The following is a 19,666-nucleotide window of genomic DNA, read 5'->3' as shown; positions in this document are numbered from 1 at the left end:
ATTGAAAACAACTGTGCGCCGATGGAGAAGGGCTCATTGAAGTTGTGATTTGCTTTCAAATTTGTATCTTTGAACTATTGAAAACAACAAATGATTTAATAACCCTCCCGTTTACAAGTTGTGATTTGCTTTCAAATTTGTATCTTTGAACTATTGAAAACAACATGCAATAGTATTAACGACGCAATAGGTAGTTGTGATTTGCTTTCAAATTTGTATCTTTGAACTATTGAAAACAACTGGATACTCATTTTAAGTTATCTATCAATAGCTTACAATAGAATTTAGAAATTAAAAAAATGGGTTGTTTTCAAATTAAATCCCGCTTCAAGGCGGGATTTATTATTTCAAAAAAGTTCTAATTGTTGTCCTGGCGCATTTATCTCTTGGGATTTCTTTCCATAAAACAATTCAATTTGCCCAAATTGTTTATCAGTAATACAAAGGATTCCCACTTGTCCATATTCCGGAAGAAAAGATTTTACACGTTTTATATGTACAGCCGCATTTTCACTACTTGCACAATGCCGCACATATATAGAAAATTGAAACATCGTAAAACCATCCTGCTGCAATCGTTTCCGAAAAGTGGCATAAGCCTTCTTATCTTTCTTCGTCTCCGTTGGTAAGTCAAAAAGAACCAATACCCACATAACACGGTATTCACTAAAACGATCCATTAGATTTCCGGATAGATGATACGACGAAATTCACCCGCAAAACATTTATATAAAGAAGCTGACGTTTGACTTGCCGCTACCATTAAAGGACTACGTTTTCCTCCTATACGAACTTCTAATGTAGGAATCGAAAGTAATGAAACCTTTATTTCTTTAGTCAATTCTATCTTCTCACCACATTCCTTATACAACTGAAAAACGAGTTTGTCAACATAAGGGCGATAAGGTTCCATCACGTCGTCAGCCAAACAATATGCATTATACCGATTATGATGATGAATACCTAAGGTAGGCAACATACCGCTTATCACTAAACTACGAGCAATAATCGCCCGTAATATTGCATATCCATAATTCAACAAATTATTCGGAGGTACACCCTCTCTATCCCGAGTAAAATTCTCGACATCCGAAAATAATGATTTCCAATAATACGCAGCAGCACGTGCTTCCAAATTATCAGGATCCCCACTTCTTACACTATTTTCCCACACGCGCATACATTTAATTTCCTCAGATGTACACGCAGACAAAACGGATGCCTGGTTATGAATTTTCTGTTGAATAGTTTGTTGCCAAAGTTGTTTCTTCAAAGGCAAAGAAGCTTCTAATTGTTTCCGAAAACGTTCATTCTGTGTAGTATTACCATAAAGAGGCAACATCAATCCTACAGGCATACTTTTACTATCACATGTAATAAGCGCGCAATTATTTTCTAACAAAGCTTCCATCGCCCCAGAAGTTATAGTAATCTGTCGATTATCTAAAATAACAACTCCAATATCTTCGATAGGCTTTGTTACATTTAACTGATGCTTCATACGATCCGGAAGTGTAGTATTATTCTCCACTTCCGGTAACTTTATCACTAATTGTGCATTGCGTAAAGACAAATACGCAGGATTACCCAAATAAAGCGTTTTCTTTATCATACAAGTTAGATACTAAATATTACTTATAATGTTTCCTAATCGATCTACTTTTATGGGGATGCAAACTTCTTTTATCATTTCACCAGACCATGCTCGTTGGGACTTATTATTACTTCCCAATTCCACAATTTGAACTATAGGATTAGCTATATAAATAGGGACAAAATACCCTTCACTTCCCGTACAACTAACCATTTTATATATACGTTTATTGTCCAACGGAAATTCGAGTTTTCCAGCTTTTGTTTCTTCCGATGTGGGAACATAAACTAAATCATTAGGAGAAAGTACAAACTTAGGAAGGTTTCCATTTGTATCCTCTGAAGCAGAAGACAATCCCTGCTTTTGTCTCTCAATCACCACATTCAAAGGGATTGTTGCAAACGAACGTTTCCGAACCATTTGCCCGGTCTGTTTGTCTTCCAGCATTGTTTCATAGACCGCAAAGAACAAATTAGTTCCTTTAGCTGCTTCTACAAATTTAGCATTCTTATTTCCACTCTGACCAATAGCAAATTTATCCGCCTTCTCATACACACGAACCCTATAAATAGGTTGATGTCCTTTTCCATCATTTAAAGCTACAATATTCCGGTTCATCTCTTCGATACCTTCTGGAGAAAAAGCTAATTCAGAATTATTTTGACTTTGTTCCAAATGTCGAAGCAATATTTTCTGAATGCCTGTATCCGCGATACTTTCTTCTATCCGTTTTCTATCAAAACTCATATCCAATGGCTTGCGAACAGCAAAGAATCGATCTCTCGTTTCTTTTGTAAAATAGTAAACTTTAATTTTCTTCAAATCAATATCTCGCCAAACATCCTGGTTATCGTCAAAATACTTCCTAATTTGCTTTTCATCATATCTTTGAGCTAATAAAGAAATCAACTTTCGCTTAAAATCCTTTTCAACAACCAATCGAGGATTCTTAATAGCTTCTTTCAACGAAACAGTTTTTATGCGTCGCAAATTTATTTCACCAAAGACCGTATCTTTATGCATCGGCTTTCGAATCGCCCAACTATCCCCCTTACTCTGTTTGCTTATTACTTTCTTACCCGCTTCATAATGTTGATAATGATTTGTCGTTTTATTAATAACACGTAGATTTTGCTTAAAGCTAACAATAATTCCTTCTAATACGACAAAAACATCTTGAGTAAAAGTATCCCAAGGTTTCTTAATAAGACGATTTCCATTCTCATCTTTACGACATAACAATCTTTGCAAATCATCTCGTGATAGTTTTGCATTTTTACTTGCTGATTCATTATTCAGATAATTCACGATATTACGACTTGCACATGCAATTGCAATCGCATCCATTGCATGATGACGATGATCAATACGTTTCTTATTAAATCCCTTTTGCAATTCTAATGGCATTGAAGGAATTAATTTTCCATTCGAATTTAAGGAAGTAAAATGAGATGTTCCGGTCAATTCATTCAACCGTATAAATCGTAGAAGAATTAATTTATTCCATACATCATTCATTCCCCAATCTTTCTTCAATCTGTCAGTAATACTCCCTGTACACACAATCAAATTCTTTGAAGTAGCCTCTTCCTCTCCTTCTTCACGAACCACATTCGACAATAGAAATTTTATAACTTTACTGATATAACGACTATCATTCAACTGGCGTGCAATGAATTGTTCTGGAATTTCATCCATAAGCAACTTTTTCATTTTGTTTATATTTCGAGCATAATTATCTTTCACAAATCGTTCATAATCAGCTACTGTAAATATAGACACCATTTTACCACCAGCCAATAGTACTCTCTCACCATAACGCCTCTTAATGAATTCATATCCTAACATATTTCCCTTCAAACTATTTACCTCAGCCTCACAAATAACTTTATTGCTGAAAGAATCATCAAAATAACGAGATTGAGGTATCACATGCTCTATCTCATAAGCAGGAGTAAACAATTTACTCAACGGAATAATAGACCCCGTATAAGGCGAACGATATTTCTGTTCTAACCAAAGTTTATAACGCAGAATGTCGGAGGTAGAAGGTCGCTTCTTCACATCACTTTCATTGAATTTTTTCAAGATAAGTGCAATATCATCCGGAAGTTCTTGTACACTATTCAAAACTCCCTCTTCATATATCCGCAAAAGATTCTGTTGGTTGGGAGAATAAGGACGAACATTCTCTATTTCGAACTCTGGATTCATAAACTCGGTTAACAATGCCTTGATTCGGAGATTCGTATTCTCATTCTCTTGAATTTGTTGTGCTATTTTTTTACGCTTATCCGCAGGATTCTTCATTTCACGCCCTAATTCAACATGAATCTCATCAATATGTCCTATCTGCTTCCAAATATCACGCACTGTACGCAACGTTTCTAAAATCACCTGCTCAACAATTGGATTCCGCAAAGAATGTTGTTTGAAGTGTTGCAAGAAAACATCTATATCCGAAGGATTCTTCCATTTAATAATCTCTTTAACTTCTGAAAATCGATTGTAAACAATATAACAAGCTAACCACACAGGGAGTCCCCGAAAAGAGGCTGGTTCTACCAAATGAATCGCCTTATCCCTGACACGCATTTTAATATTCTCATCATATTCGCCAGTCAAAATTTTATTTATTCTATCTCGTGTCTGAATGTCCAAGTTTTCCCACTTCCAATATTTTCCCATTCGCATCAAAGGCAATAATTTTTTAATTGCCTTTGCCGAATAAGCACCATAGTCCTTCTTGAAAGGTGGAATATTTCGAAAAGACTCTACAAAAGAATCTTCTGCCCAACCTTGTTTCGTTGCAAAAGAACGAAGCGCTTTAACTAATTCTTCTTTATCCGAAACTGAATATAGCAGGTGCCATAACGCTTCTTCTTGTTCGCGAGTCAAAGATAATTTCGAAATACCCACCTTTTCCAAACGAGGTAAAATCATCGCACGAGTTTCATTACATGGATAAGTTCTATCTTCAGCATAATTCCAACTGAAATTGTTCAATTCACTCTTTTTCAATTTGAACAATGGAAACTTAAGAAATAAATCTTGCTTTATCTCTTTCTTATCATTCAACCACTCAAATAATGCTACATAATCTTCTTCTTTTTTCAAAAACTTATGCGTTACATCTATATCATTCGTCAACTTTCCATTGACAATACCTTCCTTTTGATAAATACGCAAATTATTTATAAATTGCCATAAACGAAATTCTTGAAATAAAGGATGAGACTTGGCGATGCATTTTAACGGCATATTCAAATTCTCTCCTGTTTTTTTATCTATATAAGTATAACTTTCATAAGTACAATTAGCAATAAGAGACTTTTTACTTTTCAATGGCCGTTGATAGAATAAAATATCCTCTACAAACAAATAAGCAAAATCACGATCAGCAATCAACATTCTATGAGCTTCGTTATTTGGATACAGTTCTTCTATACAAGCTTTATACATATCTCTATCTTGCAATTCAGTATAAAACTCTTGTTGTTTTCGTAGTATTTGATACAATTCATCCTTATAATATTTACGTTCTATCGTTCTAACTAATTTACCGCGTATTTTACCATCAGGATTAGATAGAAGCGCATCATAAATATAGGCACCTACAGTTTTCTCCGATTCTAAAATGTCTGCTTCTGTTTTTGCTTTCAACAATCCCCAATCATCTTCTTTAGGAGCACGGAATGAACGTTTTATATTACCATTCTTATCTCGTTTTTCTGTATGATCCTTTTCCAATTCAGTCGTAACAATAAATTCTTTTACTTTTCCGACCCAATCCAAAGGTATTTTACTTGCTCTACGATAAACCCATCCGTTCTCAAGCTTTACATTATACCAACTATTGCCTTTACTCTTTTCTCCACTATCTTCTACAGCTATTACTTTTAAAGCAAAATATTCCTCCCGTTTGGTATTATCCTCCTCTTGTTCTTCTCCCCGCAACTGATAATAACCTCTCTTTTGATTGAAGTTCAACAAAATCCACGCTAATTCTTCTTTACCAATTTTCTCCTTCAAGGCTTTTTTCCGGAGATAGTAAATAGTCCAATCATAAGGAATTTTCTTCGAATTAGCCAACAAGTCTGGCTTATTTCGACGGAAATCAGCTAACATTTCTTCAAAAGAAGTTTGAAATAAAAAGGAATAATTTCCCTCTTCGTTTAGATGCCACGCTAATTTAGGTTCTGTATTAGCAAGGAACTTACCATATCTATCCAATTGTTTTGCATAATGTACCGGTAAGAAATCTAATACAGCCAACACACGGTGTAAACGTTCCCTTCGAAGTTTATTTCGTTCCAATAGGCGTCTAATCAACCGCTTGGTAGTTCGTTCCGACGTCTGAGATTTCGTATTTCCTTTATCAAAATCCCCTAAAACGGCCGCATCCATAGGAATAATTCGACTTCCAGCAATTCTTATGCCTTTAAAAACCTCTTTTCCATTTTCATTCGTTTCAGTACAAATGACAGACCATCCTATACTGTTTGTTCCTATATCTAAACCTAATATATTCTTCATATCTAATCAATTTTCCTCAAAGCTACTATTTTTTTCTGAGAGAATAAATTATTTCTCGAAAAAATCATGTACTTTTGTCCCACAATTTGAAGCAAATCACAATAAGGATTATTCCGTTGTGAAAACATTTAGGTTCTTGCCCATCGTCCTTTATCGGTGGGCTTTTTTATTCCATTGAATATATGTATATTAGAAAGGAGAAAAGAGGAAGGAACCTATATAAAAAAGAAATGGTTGTCATCCCGACAACCAATCTTCATTGCTAACCTTAAATCTAATACCATGAAAAACACAGTGCAAAAGTATACATTTTATGTTATGCAGCATAACTTTCCGACACCTTTCTTCCGTTTGTTAACTTTATTTCACATATTAAGATTTTAGATTTGAATTCAAAAACAAATCTATTCACTTTTGAAGGCTATATGTTAATTTCTCTTTCCGCCGTATTGAGGTTCTCTTTCCGCCGTATTGGGAAAAGTTGCCTCCCTATACCTCTACCCAAAGTAGAAAAACCCGTACAGCCTTCCCTATTTTTTACTGCCATTTCAAATTTTAATTGTACATTTGTAGCCAACTCGAAAATAGACAAGTTTTATGGAATTCAAATTAGATAACGGCAGCTGCGGTATGAGTGCCAAAGGCTGCGGCAAGATACAAAATAACAAACTGAATACGTATGATTGGTTGTGCGGTGTACCGGGTGCCATCGACGCTACCGATTTCGTAGAGGTGCAATTCAAGAATACCCGCAAAGGTTATTACTTGAACAATGCCCATATTCCGTTGGAAAAGGGGGATTTGGTGGCGGTAGAAGCAGCTCCGGGGCACGATATCGGGACGGTGACATTAACTGGTAAGCTCGTTCTCTTGCAAATGAAAAAGAATCGCGTCCGCATAGACCAAGCTCCCAAGAAAATATACCGCAAAGCTCGGCAAAACGACCTCGACAAGTATCACGAAGCCAAGGCAAAAGAACACGAAACGATGATTCGATCCCGCCAAATTGCGGCCAACTTAGGATTGAACATGAAGATTGGCGACGTAGAATACCAAGGGGATGGCAACAAAGCTATTTTCTATTACATCGCCGACGAACGTGTAGATTTCCGCCAGCTTATCAAGGTTTTAGCCGAAACTTTCCGTGTTCGCATCGAAATGAAACAAATCGGAGCACGGCAAGAGGCCGGACGCATCGGGGGAATTGGTCCTTGCGGACGCGAATTGTGTTGCTCCAGCTGGATGACCAACTTCGTCTCGGTAGCCACGGGTGCCGCTCGTTACCAAGACATCTCCATGAATCCGCAAAAGCTTGCCGGGCAATGCGCCAAATTGAAATGTTGCATCAACTTTGAAATCGATACGTATGTCGAAGCGCAGAAGCACTTGCCATCGCATGAAATCACGTTGGAAACGCAAGACAATACCTATTATCATTTCAAAACGGATATCTTCAAGCGAGAAATCACCTACTCAACAGACAAGTCGATTGCGGCCAACCTTGTCACTATCTCGGCCGAACGCGCGTTTGAAGTCATTGCCCTCAACAAACAAGGCACAAAGCCTCTTTCGCTGGAAGCCGATACGGAAAAGCCTGCCAAACAGAAATCGAAAGATATTCTTGAGCAAGACAACCTAAACCGCTTCGATAATGTCTCGAAAAAGAAGAAAAAGAGACGTTCGGGAAGTAGTAACAAGGAGACAAAGGGCACCGACAAACAGCAGCCACAAGCCGCTGGACAGAAACAAAATCCGCCCAAAGCTGGAGATTCTGAAAAGAAAAACGACAATAAAAAACAGAACGCGGCCAACAAACCGAAGCAAAAGCAGCCCAAGGCTCCAAACGAAAAACCATCGCAACCTCAAGCAGGGAACAAACCACAACCTACTGGGAATGCGAATAAAAACAACAAGAACAAGAATAACAACAAACCTGCCCCTGATGCGAAACCTGCGAATTAAAGAATGGGGAATGCTCGTCGGGCTTATCCTTCTCTTTTCTTGCCAACCGGAGACGCTTTACAACCAATATCAGGTAATCAACGAAACCGAATGGAGAAAAGAGAAGGTCTATTACTTTACGTTTGAAGTCAACGATATCACGAAGCCTTACGACGTTCAGCTCTATATCCGCAACAACAACCAGTATCCTTACCAGAATCTCTGGCTTTTTGTCCACGAGGAACCACCCGTTGGCTCCTTGCAAAAAGACACCATCGAATGCATGCTGGCCGACGAATACGGTAAATGGTTCGGCCACGGGATATCCCTCTACGAATCCAACTTCCCGATTCGCGAAAACTATTATTTCCCATACGCGGGGCAGTACACTTTCAGTTTCCGGCAAGGAATGCGCGACAGCGTCCTACCCGGTATTCAAGAAATCGGCATCCGCATCATGCCGTTCGTCAAAAGAAACGAAAAATAACAACAGAGGAATAAAAACAAAATAGAACAGGGAATGCGATATTATCATCCGTTAGAATACCGGAATCGTATACAACAACCCTAACATGATTTGTTGCTCCGAAAAATCCTTCTCACCCAAGGCTTCGGCCTGCTCCGTGAACAGGTATTTCTTATACGACACATGCAGAAATAGTTGCAAGTCTTTCCGCTTCAAGGGATAGTATTCCAAGCAGGCTTGGACGTTCCATGTATTCCGGTACTTTCCGCGCTCATATACCGTGTTCGTCTTGTACACGCCTCCCCATTCGTAGACCCCTTTCACGAACAGATTCCACTTCGGGTGCAAGCGGTAATCTACGTTGCCAATCCACGAAAGGTATTGGACGTATTGGGCCGTCAACGTCTCCTCGTCCTCACCTACCGTCCGGATGGCCGTAATCAATCCTTTAGAATCCACCTCTTCCCGCGAGTACATACAATCCAGATAAGCCAAGACCGGGCCGCGCTCCCATACGTTCCCAAACGTCAGGTAATAAATGTTCCGATTACGCAGGATTTGCCCAGCTGCCGCGCCGTAATAGAACTGTAGCGCCCCGTCGTCCAAGAAACGTCCCTGCCAATTCACCGTTCCCATCAAAGGAACCTTGGGGATGCTGGCTTGACCTTCACCCGTATTGATTTGCGATTCCGTCTCCACCCGGTTGTTAGCCACTTGCAAAGAGAGGTCGTGGCGGGGCGTCAGGTGGAATGTGCCGGTGATACCCGTCAGGTAGCTTTGCGTATTATTGTTGAAATCGGAGAATTGCCGCACCAGTATTCCTGTGACGTAATACTCATAGCCGCCCAGCAAGAAATGTTCCTTGCCAGCTTTCAATGTCAGGAGCTTCGAGACATCCCAGTCCATGTTCGCCAGCTCAATATGGGTCGAGAGGTTGTCCACCGTGTTCGGATTCGTATATTTATTATAAGTATAACGGAACCGATAGCCGAACTTTCCCAAGAAGCGTCCCAATATTTCCATCCGCAAACGGTTCAGCTTGAAGGTTGCCTCTTCGACGGCAAAGTCCTGGAATTGGGATGTGAACGAGGTGCAAAACTGGATGTTCATATGCGAAGTGAAGGGACGCGCCTCTTCCTTCTTCCACATTTCATACAACGTATTCGTCTGCTGAGTCGTATCGGCCAAAGTTTGCTCTTGCGCAGACAAGGCAGAGCATCCGAAAGTAAACAGGCAGGATAGCAGATAGTTTCGTGTTTTCATTTTCTTAAATCTATTTTTAGCGCTTCGAAGGTAATTGATTTAAGTCTATTTTCCAAAAGAAAGAGGCATTTTGTGTATCCATGCATGCAGATTTCTTCCAAACTAAGCCTAATGGGCCATTTTCAACCAGCTTATAAATAGAATCAATCATGCCATAAAAGAATTCAATCCTTTTTTTCTCGGAAAATAAAAGAGGAATGCGTACATTTGCATTGTCAAAAAATAAATGTAGTAATAACCCAATAAAAAATTAGCGATATGAAAAAGAAATGGATTTGCACAGTATGTGGTTACGTTCACGAAGGTGATGAAGCTCCCGATTTCTGCCCGCAATGCAAGCAGCCAAAGAGCAAGTTTAAAGAATTAGTAGAAACAACGGGCGCCTTGACGTTTGCCGACGAGCACGTAATTGGCGTGGCTAAAGGTTGCGACGACGAAATGATTAAGGACTTGAACGCGCACTTCATGGGCGAATGTACGGAAGTCGGCATGTATCTCGCAATGAGCCGCCAGGCAGACCGCGAAGGTTATCCCGAAGTAGCTGAAGCTTTCAAGCGTTACGCATGGGAAGAGGCTGAACACGCAGCCAAGTTTGCGGAATTGCTGGGCGACGTGGTTTGGGATACGAAGACCAACCTCGAAAAGCGTATGAACGCAGAATGCGGCGCTTGCGAAGACAAGAAGCGCATTGCTACGCGTGCTAAACAATTGAATTTGGATGCTATCCATGATACAGTTCACGAAATGGCTAAAGACGAAGCTCGCCACGGCAAAGGCTTCGAAGGTTTATTCAACCGCTATTTCAAGAAATAATCAGAAAGCATTTATTTCAGCATATTTAGTTTTTAAATGGTGATGTCGGTGTGGGTGCGCCCGCACCGACTTTTTTATTTCTATCTTCTTTTTATGGACAAAGAGTTACATGGCGTAGATTGGAAAGGAGTAGATCCTATTCCTTTAAGCCTCAGCCAGCAGATAGACTTCGACGGTTCCGTCTATTATCGTGCCAGTATACACGACAAAAAGACGGTCGACATCCACGACCTGGCCGAACGCATCGTGCGTGCCAGAAGCCAAATCCGTCTTGAGACCTACATCGAAACGTTCACTTCCCTCAAGCGGGAAATCTACAACGCGCTCATCCAAGGCGAAAAGGTGGATATCGGTATCGGCATCCTCTCGCTCAGCGTGAAAGGACGGTTCGACGACGAATCGGACAACTTCGACCCGGCACGCCATGCCTTCCACATCACCTTCACCCCCTCCCCTTTCGCCCGCCTGATGGAGCAACAACTCGAGGGTACAAACCTGATGAACCTGCCGCCGCGCCAGCCCTACATCTCCAACGTGTGCGCCACGTTCTATTCCACCGATGTGGGCTACCAACGCGACACCGTCTGGACGGATTCGCCGCAAATCCACCTCTTCGGCAAACACATCCGCATCATGGGAGACCACCCCGACGTGGGCATCCGATTCTATTCCGAAACGGACGAAGTCGTTGAAATCGAGCGCCAATGGATTACCTTCAACCAACGTTCGCACGTAACCGTCACACTGCTCCAACCGCTTGCCGCAGGACATTGGACTGCCGAACTTACGACCCAATACAACCTCAGCTACCAGCCCTATAAAACCCCTCGGAAAGCCACCCACGATTTTATCGTTCGCCCTCGAGAATAAGTCATTTTCTGAAAAACGCACCAAATCGGTCGTGTGCAGCACCTTACCCGTATCAGGCGAAATGCACTAACGTGGTCGTGCATGACACACGACCGCATTGGTGTGCTTTTATGGGAATATTTATTGCTTGAAAATTCGTGTGCAGCAGGAACGATATTTGACACTCCTTTCGGTTCAAAACAAAAGGGACGCGCCTGTTTGGATAGACGCATCCCTTTGCTTATTTGACTAAATCTATTAATTCAATATTACACCTGCATTACTTGTCGGATTCTGCGTCAACGTACATCCACTTGGATATGAGTTGATAGCCGTCTGCGGAATGTAATATGTCACGCGATAATCTGTAGCTGGTACATCTTCCATTGCGTTGTGCGGACCCGGATAGTGACGCGTCAACGGTTCGCCATTGCGGAACACATCAAAGCTGCGTTCTGCTTGGTAAGCCAATTCCAACTGACGTTCCTTATCGATCAGTTCACCTGCATTGGAAGCATTCAAAGTGCTATAGCCTGCACCCGGAATCGAACGTTCACGAATCGTATTCAAGTCGCTCAACGCTTCGCTATACCGACCTAATTTAGCTAATGCTTCTGCACGATTCAGGTAAACTTCCCCTAAGCGGGAGATGACAGGCGAATGCAAATGAGATTCCTCTCCTTCACGTGAACATTTTACGATGTAGAACTCCGGATAACTACGGTTGGTAGTCATTTCATAATCAATCACACCGGTATAAGTATTACCATCAGAATACTTTATTGAATAGATTTGTTGTTCTTCGTTGACCGGAGTCATCTGATAGGTAGTTTCGACGCCATCAATAGTCTCTGAACAAGAATATTGGTTCCCATTCTGATGCAATGTGGCTTGTACATAACCATAATTCGTTTGTACTCCGCTTGTATTATACAGATTCTTAATGAAACGGAAGACCGGTGTATAATTACCATTTTCGTCCGTCACATATTGCGGTTCGATGAAATTAGCACGTGCGTCTACAATTGTTTTCCGATCCGGACGCCAATCATTACGTCCCGTCTCGTTCAGCAAATCGATATATTTGGCACTGGCAAACATTTCGCCCCAACCCATACCACCAATATTGGCATACATACCACCAATACCATAATAGTGGTCGTCACCTGAAAACTCAGTTGATACGCGTTTTACCACGAAGATTGCCTCCGGATTGTTTTCTGGCACGATGGTATTGTAAACCATAAACTCGCTGCGAGGTAATAAAGAATAGGTACCCGAATTAATTACTTGCGAAGCATAATAGACAGCTGAGTCGGCATATTGCGTATTCGGATTCTCATACGTACCACTCATATAGAGGTAGACACGAGACAACATGGCTTGCGCGGCGCCAATAGAGGCATACGCCGGTCCGTTGTTTTCCGTCAACAGACTTTCTGCCTTCCGCAAATCGCCAATAGCTTGCGCATAGCATTGTGCTACAGTCGAACGATCAGGCAACTGAAGGTTATTCATATCGTCCGGCGTCCCGTTCACGATAGGTACACCCAAGTTCTTATCCGGAGCTTGATAATAAGGACGCCCAAATGCACGGGTCAAATAGAAATACATCATACCACGGATATAATAGCATTCGCCCAACTTGTTATCAATCTCTGCACTCTGTCCTTCAGCTACGGCATCAATAATATTCGAAGCCTGAGCCACAGCCTTATATCCATAATCCCAAAAATTCTGCAAACGGTAGTTATTGGGAGTACGAGCATAAGAAATAAACTCATAGAACGCATCCGTAGAAGATCCACGAATCATCATATTGTCTCCGGCATATTCGCCCAAACGATGCATCGGGTCAGACCAAGTTTTTAACTGGGCATAAGCACCGTCTACCATTCCTTTCAGGTTGGTGTCCAAATCGCCAAAAACATCTTCGGAAGCCATACTTCCATTCGGCAACCGCTCTATATCGCAGGAAGTCAATAAGACTCCTACCGAAAAGGTTGCAAGCAATATCTTCGTTATATTTTTCTTTTTCATAAAACTCTTACTTATTAAAATGTTACATTCAAACCAAACATAAACTTACGAGTAGAAGGATAGACAGAAGCACCTGTTGTTCCGATTACACTACCATCGCTTGCTGGAAGCTCTGGGTCAACACCCGAATAACCCGTAACTGTAAAGAGATTTTCTCCTGTAAAGAAGATACGCAAGTTCTGAATATAATATTCTGGCAACTTCAAATTGTAACCAATCGAAAGCGAACGTAATTTTAAGAAATCGCTATCTTCCAAATAACGGGTAGATGCTTTGTTGGCTCCTGATTGGTTATTGTAAGAAGCAACGGGGTGCGTAGCGATATCGCCCGGTTTTTCCCAACGGCTCCAACCATCCATCAATTTCATCTGGTTACGGTCGGTATATGTACCATCCGAATCGTATTCCTGACGGGAATAGTTGTAAATCTTACCACCAATTGAATATCCAAACACGGCACTCAAATCCAAGTCTTTCCAACGTAAGTAGGTATTGAAGCTACCAAACAATTTAGGATTGTATGCATCCGTAATAATATAATCAGCTTGGTCGTAACTTTCAGTAATCACACGGCTACCATCTTCGGCAGTAGTGTACCATTGCGGCGCACCCGTTTCTGGATTCACACCCGCCCATTCTACCATATAATAAGAGGCACTGCTATAACCCTCTTTCAAGATACTAGAAGCCGAACCGGCTATGCCTAATTCACCTCCTGAACTGATAATTTCCAGATTCGGGTCATCTCCATACAGTTTTTCTACGGTATTGGAGTTATGACCTACAATAGCATCAATACTCCAAGTCCAATCTTTGGTACGAATAAGGTCGCCTCCGATAGACAATTCAACACCTCGGTTACTGATTTCACCCACATTCTGCCAACGAGATGTAACACCCGTCAAGCCTGATACTGGCACTTGATACAATACATCTGTTGTATACTTATTGTAAAAGTCGAATGTAAAACGGAAACGATTTTCAAATAGGCTTGCATCCAAACCAACACCTAAGGTAGAAGTTTGTTCCCATGTCAAATCCGGATTACCTACTTGGCTAATCAAAATAGCCGGAACTCCGTTATAATTAGCAGAAACCGAATATAAGTCGTATTGCGGATAGAGTTCACCCGGACGGTTACCCATGGTTCCCCAAGAAGCACGAAGTTTCAATTGATCTACCCAATCCGCTTCAAACCATTTCTCACGATTGATATTCCAACCACCACTAATTGAATAGAAATTACCCCAACGGGCATCTTCACCAAAGTTAGATGCACCATCTCGGCGGAAAGAGAGTTCTGCTACATAACGGTTATCATACGAATAATTGCCACGGAAAAATACAGATTGTACCGCCTCTTCATTTAAACTGCCACCGACAGATTCAGGCAAAGCGGCTACATCCAACACTTCAAAACCTGATGCAAATCCAGTACCAATTGCCTGGATAACTTTTGCTGAGTAAGTCTTATACTCGTATCCTAATACGGCATTAACCGAATGCTTATCAAATGTCTTGTTGAATGTAAGATAAGAGTTTGTCAAAAGACGGGTTGTATTGCTTTGGTATTCATCAATACGCCCATTTACACCTAAACCACTATTACTACGCGGATCTGTATAGGAATGATAGTAGTAACCTTGGTATTTATAACTATTGATAGAAGACAATGTCAACCAATCGGTAAACTTAATATCAAAGTTGAAACTACCTAAGAACTCATACGTCTTATAATCAGTGTGGTTCCCATAGGCCAAATCATTCAAGTAGTTAGTAGATTGGCTATTTACCCATCCTTGGTAACGGTCTGGAACCAATTCGCCGTTTTCATCGTATGGGCTATCCCAAGGTAACATAGAATACATGGCTGTTACCGAATATTGCGCATCCGTTACATCACGCAAAGCACCTTGTACCGACGGACGGATAGTCAACCATTTAAACGGTTTATACGTAGAACGGTATAAGAAGTTGTAACGAGAATAGTCGTATCCTTTTACCGCACCTTCTTCATCGTAATAACCTAATGAGAAATAAGAATTGTAAGTATCGCTACCACCAGAGAAAGAGAGGTTGTAATCTTGCGTAAAACCGGACTGAGTCGCCAAATCCCACCAATCAAAATTACTATTGCGTAATTCCGGATTCCAACGAGAGAACGTAATCATTTCTTGGTTATTGAAAGATGCGTAGTAATCATACAATTCGGCACCATCCATTACCTCCAAATTACCATTATTCAACGTGCTGACACCCATCTTTACTGAAGCATTGACAGACATCTTCCCGCTTTTTCCGTTTTTAGTCGTAATAAGGATTACACCATTCGCACCTTCTGAACCATAAATAGCCGTAGAAGCCGCATCTTTTAATACGGTCATTGTTTCTATATCGTTCGGATTCAACAAACCGGCATCGGTACCAACAGTTACACCATCAATTACCCACAGCGGAGCCGTAGAACCACTCAATGTAGCTTGACCACGTACAACTACCGAACCACTTGCACCCGGCTGACCGGAACCCGGAGCTACATATACACCGGAAACCTTACCGTTCAACATATTCTCGACGCTCGGAGTCGTGATGTCTTTCAGCTTCTCGTCTTTCAACGTCTGCAACGCACCGGTCAAACTTTCCTTCTTCTGGACACCATAACCTACGACTACCAACTCGTCCAATGCTTCAGCATCTTCGCGCAATTGGATGGTCTGATCGCCCGCGGTAGCTTGGATTTCCACCGTCTGATAACCAATATAAGAAATTTGCAACGTTGAGCCGACGGGAGCATTCAATTCGTACTTACCATCCATATCGGTAATAGTACCGTTGGTAGTTCCTTTTACGACTACGTTCGCACCAATAACCGGGTCGCCGGTCTTGTGATCCAACACTTGCCCTTTAATGGTGGCATCCTGCTGGATTACAGGAGAAAGAGAATACGCTGGGGCATTCTCTGAGATGGCTAATGCCGGGAGTCCGCAACACAACAAACTCGCCAAAAGCACGCATCTACCTTTCGTTGTTACTTTGTTTGGATACATAATTATTAAATTTTGATACTGATTTAAGTTTTATCTACGTCCGACGTAGTCTTACTCATACTATGGCATTTTAGCTGCCTGCACTACATCTTTCGTAAATTTTATCATTGCAAAAGTAGTATTTTTTATTTTATGTCATAGAATTTAGGGCAGATTTTATCGCTGAAAAGGCAATTTTTTTCTGCAACGGTTAAATTTAACACCTAAAACGCATCCAAAGCCGTAGTATGAGTAAGACTACACCAAGCGGAAAGAGGGAGAAACCTTCGATAGCCAGAGAGCAAAATGGGGAAGTCGGCAGGAAAAAACAGAGAGCTTCCTAAGAAAGGTCTATCTTTAGGCTGAAGATAGATATCTTTAGCTTGAAGATATGTATCTTTAACCTGCAGATATGTATCTTTAGGCTAAAGATAGAGAATTGAACGGCACATCTCGAACTTTCCATAGGATGTTCCGAAGTTTTTCTCCCTCTTTTTCTCTTTTTTCTTGTATCAAACTCACGTTATATAACCCAGATTTTGTTCTTCGCCATATTCTCACTACTTTTGCACCTCGAAAAAAGAAAAGATGATGAACCCAAAAGAGATACGTATCGAAGAGTATGATTACGCGCTGCCGGACGAACGGATCGCCAAATTCCCGTTGGCGAAGCGCGATGAATCGAAGCTTTTATTATATAAGGAAGGGGAAATAGGCGAGACGGTTTTCAAACACCTGCCGGACTATTTGCCGCAAGAGGCCTTGATGGTCTTCAATAATACACGGGTGATCCAAGCCCGGCTTCTGTTTCAAAAGCAGACGGGAGCGCGAATCGAAGTATTTTGCCTCGAACCCCATACGCCGCACGACTATGCACTTATCTTCCAGCAGACGGAACGCTGCCGGTGGACATGCCTCATCGGAAACCTGAAGAAATGGAAAGAAGGGAAACTGGAGCGCATGATCCCGATCAAAGGGAAGGAGGTGAAGCTGACTGCCGAACGGATTTCCAGCCGGGGCGATAGCCATGTAGTTGAATTGGCTTGGGACGATGCCTCGCTGACCTTTGCCGAGGTGTTGGATGCCGCAGGCGTATTGCCCATTCCGCCCTATTTGCACCGCGAGACGGAAAAGAGCGACTTGCAAACTTACCAGACCGTTTATTCGAAGATTAAAGGATCGGTAGCTGCCCCGACGGCTGGACTTCACTTCACGCCAGAGGTGCTGACCGATATCGACACGCGAGGCATCGAACGCGAAGAGGTGACGCTCCATGTAGGGGCAGGAACTTTCAAACCCGTAAAGAGCGAGACGATAGAAGGGCACGAGATGCATACGGAGTTTATTTCCGTCCGCAAAAGCACAATTGAACATATCCGACGGAAGTTAGGGCACGTCATTGCCGTAGGAACCACTTCTGTGCGGACGCTGGAAAGCCTCTATTATATCGGTGTGTTGTTGGATAAGAACCCGAATGCGACTTCTGAAGAGTTAGTAGTACCCCAATGGATGCCCTACGAGGAAACGAACAACCGGCTTTCGGCCGATGATGCATTAAGCCGCATCCTGGATTACTTGGAGCGGCACGGAGCGGAACAGCTCGTGACGGCCACGCAAATCATCATTGCCCCAGGCTACACGTTTAAGGTCGTGCGCGGCATCGTCACCAACTTCCACCAACCGAAAAGCACCTTGTTGCTTTTGATATCCGCCTTTGTAAAAGGAAACTGGCGGCCGATATACGACTATGCGCTCGGCCACGAATTTCGGTTTCTGAGTTATGGAGATAGTTCATTGCTCTTATGACCGCCATAACCGTTTTTCGAGTATGCGGAACCAAACGAAAGCGACAATTCCCTTCAGGATGCTGGAGATGCTGATTGCCCACCAAACACCGGCAACGCCCAATCCAGCTGCACCGAGATAAATAGCCAATGGTATACGCAACGTATTGAACGATATGCTAATGATAGCCGGAGGAACCGTACGTCCTGTCCCGTAGAACAGTCCCTGCATGGTGATTTCCAACATCATAAACATCATAGAATAGCCATCGATTTGCAGGTATTCACCTCCGGCCGCTGCAGCGGTTGTTTCTGGCACAATGATACGAAAAACTTCTGTACCCCAGAAAACAAAAAGAACTGTACAAAAAAGACCAAAGACGGAGGTCATCTTCAACGTAGTATGGTATGCACTCTCAATACGCTCTCGACGACGCGCGGCAAAATTCTGAGCCGTGAACGTGCTGAGTGCCGTACTAAATCCCTGCGAAGTATTCCAGGCAATGGCCTCAACTTGTCCACCAGCCGTTAATGCCATCAAACCAATGTGACCTCCATACGTAGAAGCTGTCCGCCCCATCAAAAGATTAATCACCGCAAAGAAGCTGTTTAACAAAGCGACAGGAAGTCCCAATCGGACGATATGAAACGTATAGGAACGTTTTAACCGGACAAAAAAGTGAAAATCAGACCATAATTGTTTCCGTACCTTCACTTGATAAACGAAAAGAAGGACGACAGCCAATTGTGACAACCACGTAGCGTACGCTGCACCTGCCGTTCCCCATCCAAATCCAAGGATAAAAAGCGGATCGAGAATCATGTTCAACACAAGGCCGCTTCCACTCACAAAAAAAGGAATCTTACTTTGTCCCGCAGCATTATGAATGCCCGTAAAAGCAGAAGCAAGGAATATGAACGGAAAACCCGCAGCCACAATCCGAAGATATTCCACCGCCATGGCTGAAATTTCCGCATCCAATTTATAAAGACCTACTAACGGATGTGCAAATGCAAAAAGCAATGTCCCCCATACGAGCGATACAAGAAGACCTATCGTCAAGTTATGGGAAGCATACGCTTGTGCTTCAGAAGTATTCTGCGCTCCAATCGCATGAGCTACTGTTACTTCCGCACCAACTTTACTCATTAGGGAGATTGATTGCGTAAGCCATGTCAAGATACCTACCGCCCCAATAGCCGCTACAGCCTCACTCCCCAATCGCCCAACCCAAGCCATATCCGTCAGGCTATACGCCATCTGTATAAAAGAAGTCCCCATTATCGGGATAGCCAAATGAAAAAGCTGACGCGTAATGGGGCCTTCTGTCAAGTTTTTTATCTTCTGCATTCC

At 42.0% G+C, this 19,666-nt stretch carries 12 protein-coding genes; 5 read left to right on the top strand and 7 right to left on the bottom strand.

Going from position 1 to position 19,666, the window contains the following annotated elements; translation table 11 throughout:
• Positions 1-347 precede the first annotated feature (347 nt).
• From cas2 to cas9, 3 genes are read right to left on the bottom strand one after another with little or no spacing between them, the layout of a single operon-like run.
• On the bottom strand, positions 348-680 hold the full coding sequence (cas2, locus tag B5F77_RS09295) for a CRISPR-associated endonuclease Cas2 (RefSeq protein WP_087330084.1): 333 nt from the start codon (positions 678-680) through the stop codon (positions 348-350).
• The gene (gene cas1 / locus B5F77_RS09290; protein ID WP_087330082.1) at positions 680-1,612 is read right to left on the bottom strand and encodes a type II CRISPR-associated endonuclease Cas1; all 933 of its coding nucleotides are present in this window, start codon (positions 1,610-1,612) and stop codon (positions 680-682) included. Before cas1 ends, cas2 begins: the two co-directional genes overlap by 1 nt.
• A 12-nt stretch (positions 1,613-1,624) precedes the next feature.
• Positions 1,625-6,130, bottom strand: coding sequence for a type II CRISPR RNA-guided endonuclease Cas9 (cas9, locus tag B5F77_RS09285; protein ID WP_087330080.1), 4,506 nt, complete (start codon positions 6,128-6,130; stop codon positions 1,625-1,627).
• Positions 6,131-6,727: 597 nt separating this feature from the next.
• Between cas9 and ricT the strand changes: the two genes are divergently transcribed.
• Both ricT and B5F77_RS09275 read left to right on the top strand, forming a co-directional pair.
• Positions 6,728-8,092 carry a regulatory iron-sulfur-containing complex subunit RicT gene (gene ricT / locus B5F77_RS09280; RefSeq protein WP_087330078.1) on the top strand — a complete coding sequence of 455 codons (1,365 nt, stop codon included), beginning with the start codon at positions 6,728-6,730 and terminating at the stop codon, positions 8,090-8,092.
• Positions 8,073-8,558, top strand: coding sequence for a gliding motility lipoprotein GldH (locus tag B5F77_RS09275; protein WP_087330076.1), 486 nt, complete (start codon positions 8,073-8,075; stop codon positions 8,556-8,558). Before ricT ends, B5F77_RS09275 begins: the two co-directional genes overlap by 20 nt.
• Before the next feature lie 51 nt (positions 8,559-8,609).
• Here B5F77_RS09275 and B5F77_RS09270 read toward each other — a convergent pair whose 3' ends face one another.
• Entirely contained in the window at positions 8,610-9,800 is a 1,191-nt protein-coding gene (locus B5F77_RS09270; protein WP_087330074.1) for a porin, read from the bottom strand.
• Positions 9,801-10,058: 258 nt separating this feature from the next.
• Between B5F77_RS09270 and B5F77_RS09265 the strand changes: the two genes are divergently transcribed.
• Both B5F77_RS09265 and B5F77_RS09260 read left to right on the top strand, forming a co-directional pair.
• Positions 10,059-10,613: an NADH peroxidase gene (locus B5F77_RS09265; RefSeq protein ID WP_087330072.1), complete on the top strand. Its 555-nt coding sequence runs from the start codon at positions 10,059-10,061 to the stop codon at positions 10,611-10,613.
• 93 nt (positions 10,614-10,706) lie between these two features.
• Positions 10,707-11,483, top strand: coding sequence for a DNA-binding domain-containing protein (locus tag B5F77_RS09260; RefSeq protein WP_162607978.1), 777 nt, complete (start codon positions 10,707-10,709; stop codon positions 11,481-11,483).
• Between the two features lie 237 nt (positions 11,484-11,720).
• Here B5F77_RS09260 and B5F77_RS09255 read toward each other — a convergent pair whose 3' ends face one another.
• Positions 11,721-13,502: a RagB/SusD family nutrient uptake outer membrane protein gene (locus tag B5F77_RS09255; protein WP_239446072.1), complete on the bottom strand. Its 1,782-nt coding sequence runs from the start codon at positions 13,500-13,502 to the stop codon at positions 11,721-11,723.
• Between the two features lie 14 nt (positions 13,503-13,516).
• On the bottom strand, positions 13,517-16,549 hold the full coding sequence (locus tag B5F77_RS09250) for a TonB-dependent receptor (RefSeq protein ID WP_087330068.1): 3,033 nt from the start codon (positions 16,547-16,549) through the stop codon (positions 13,517-13,519).
• A gap of 567 nt (positions 16,550-17,116) precedes the next feature.
• Here B5F77_RS09250 and B5F77_RS09245 point away from each other — a divergent pair.
• Positions 17,117-18,334, top strand: coding sequence for an S-adenosylmethionine:tRNA ribosyltransferase-isomerase (locus B5F77_RS09245; protein ID WP_204244960.1), 1,218 nt, complete (start codon positions 17,117-17,119; stop codon positions 18,332-18,334).
• On the opposite strand, the gene B5F77_RS09240 is transcribed toward B5F77_RS09245, so the two are convergent.
• Positions 18,329-19,663: an MATE family efflux transporter gene (locus B5F77_RS09240; protein ID WP_087330066.1), complete on the bottom strand. Its 1,335-nt coding sequence runs from the start codon at positions 19,661-19,663 to the stop codon at positions 18,329-18,331. The two genes, B5F77_RS09245 and B5F77_RS09240, sit on opposite strands and share 6 nt — an antisense overlap.
• Positions 19,664-19,666: the final 3 nt, after the last annotated feature.

Origin of the sequence: Parabacteroides sp. An277, assembly GCF_002159645.1 — a bacterium.
Taxonomy (GTDB): Bacteria; Bacteroidota; Bacteroidia; order Bacteroidales; family Tannerellaceae; genus Parabacteroides.
Note: the sequence above shows the minus strand (reverse complement) of the source record. Positions and strands in the feature narration are given on the sequence as shown.

Excerpts from the sequence above, each read along its gene's own strand:
- cas1 (WP_087330082.1), bottom strand. The coding sequence starts at position 1,612 with ATGATAAAGAAAACGCTTTATTTGGGTAATCCTGCGTATTTGTCTTTA.
- ricT (WP_087330078.1), top strand. The coding sequence starts at position 6,728 with ATGGAATTCAAATTAGATAACGGCAGCTGCGGTATGAGTGCCAAAGGC.
- B5F77_RS09245 (WP_204244960.1), top strand. The coding sequence starts at position 17,117 with ATGATGAACCCAAAAGAGATACGTATCGAAGAGTATGATTACGCGCTG.
- B5F77_RS09275 (WP_087330076.1), top strand. The coding sequence starts at position 8,073 with ATGCGAAACCTGCGAATTAAAGAATGGGGAATGCTCGTCGGGCTTATC.
- cas9 (WP_087330080.1), bottom strand. The coding sequence starts at position 6,130 with ATGAAGAATATATTAGGTTTAGATATAGGAACAAACAGTATAGGATGG.
- B5F77_RS09265 (WP_087330072.1), top strand. The coding sequence starts at position 10,059 with ATGAAAAAGAAATGGATTTGCACAGTATGTGGTTACGTTCACGAAGGT.
- cas2 (WP_087330084.1), bottom strand. The coding sequence starts at position 680 with ATGGATCGTTTTAGTGAATACCGTGTTATGTGGGTATTGGTTCTTTTT.
- B5F77_RS09270 (WP_087330074.1), bottom strand. The coding sequence starts at position 9,800 with ATGAAAACACGAAACTATCTGCTATCCTGCCTGTTTACTTTCGGATGC.
- B5F77_RS09255 (WP_239446072.1), bottom strand. The coding sequence starts at position 13,502 with ATGAAAAAGAAAAATATAACGAAGATATTGCTTGCAACCTTTTCGGTA.
- B5F77_RS09240 (WP_087330066.1), bottom strand. The coding sequence starts at position 19,663 with ATGCAGAAGATAAAAAACTTGACAGAAGGCCCCATTACGCGTCAGCTT.
- B5F77_RS09250 (WP_087330068.1), bottom strand. The coding sequence starts at position 16,549 with ATGTATCCAAACAAAGTAACAACGAAAGGTAGATGCGTGCTTTTGGCG.
- B5F77_RS09260 (WP_162607978.1), top strand. The coding sequence starts at position 10,707 with ATGGACAAAGAGTTACATGGCGTAGATTGGAAAGGAGTAGATCCTATT.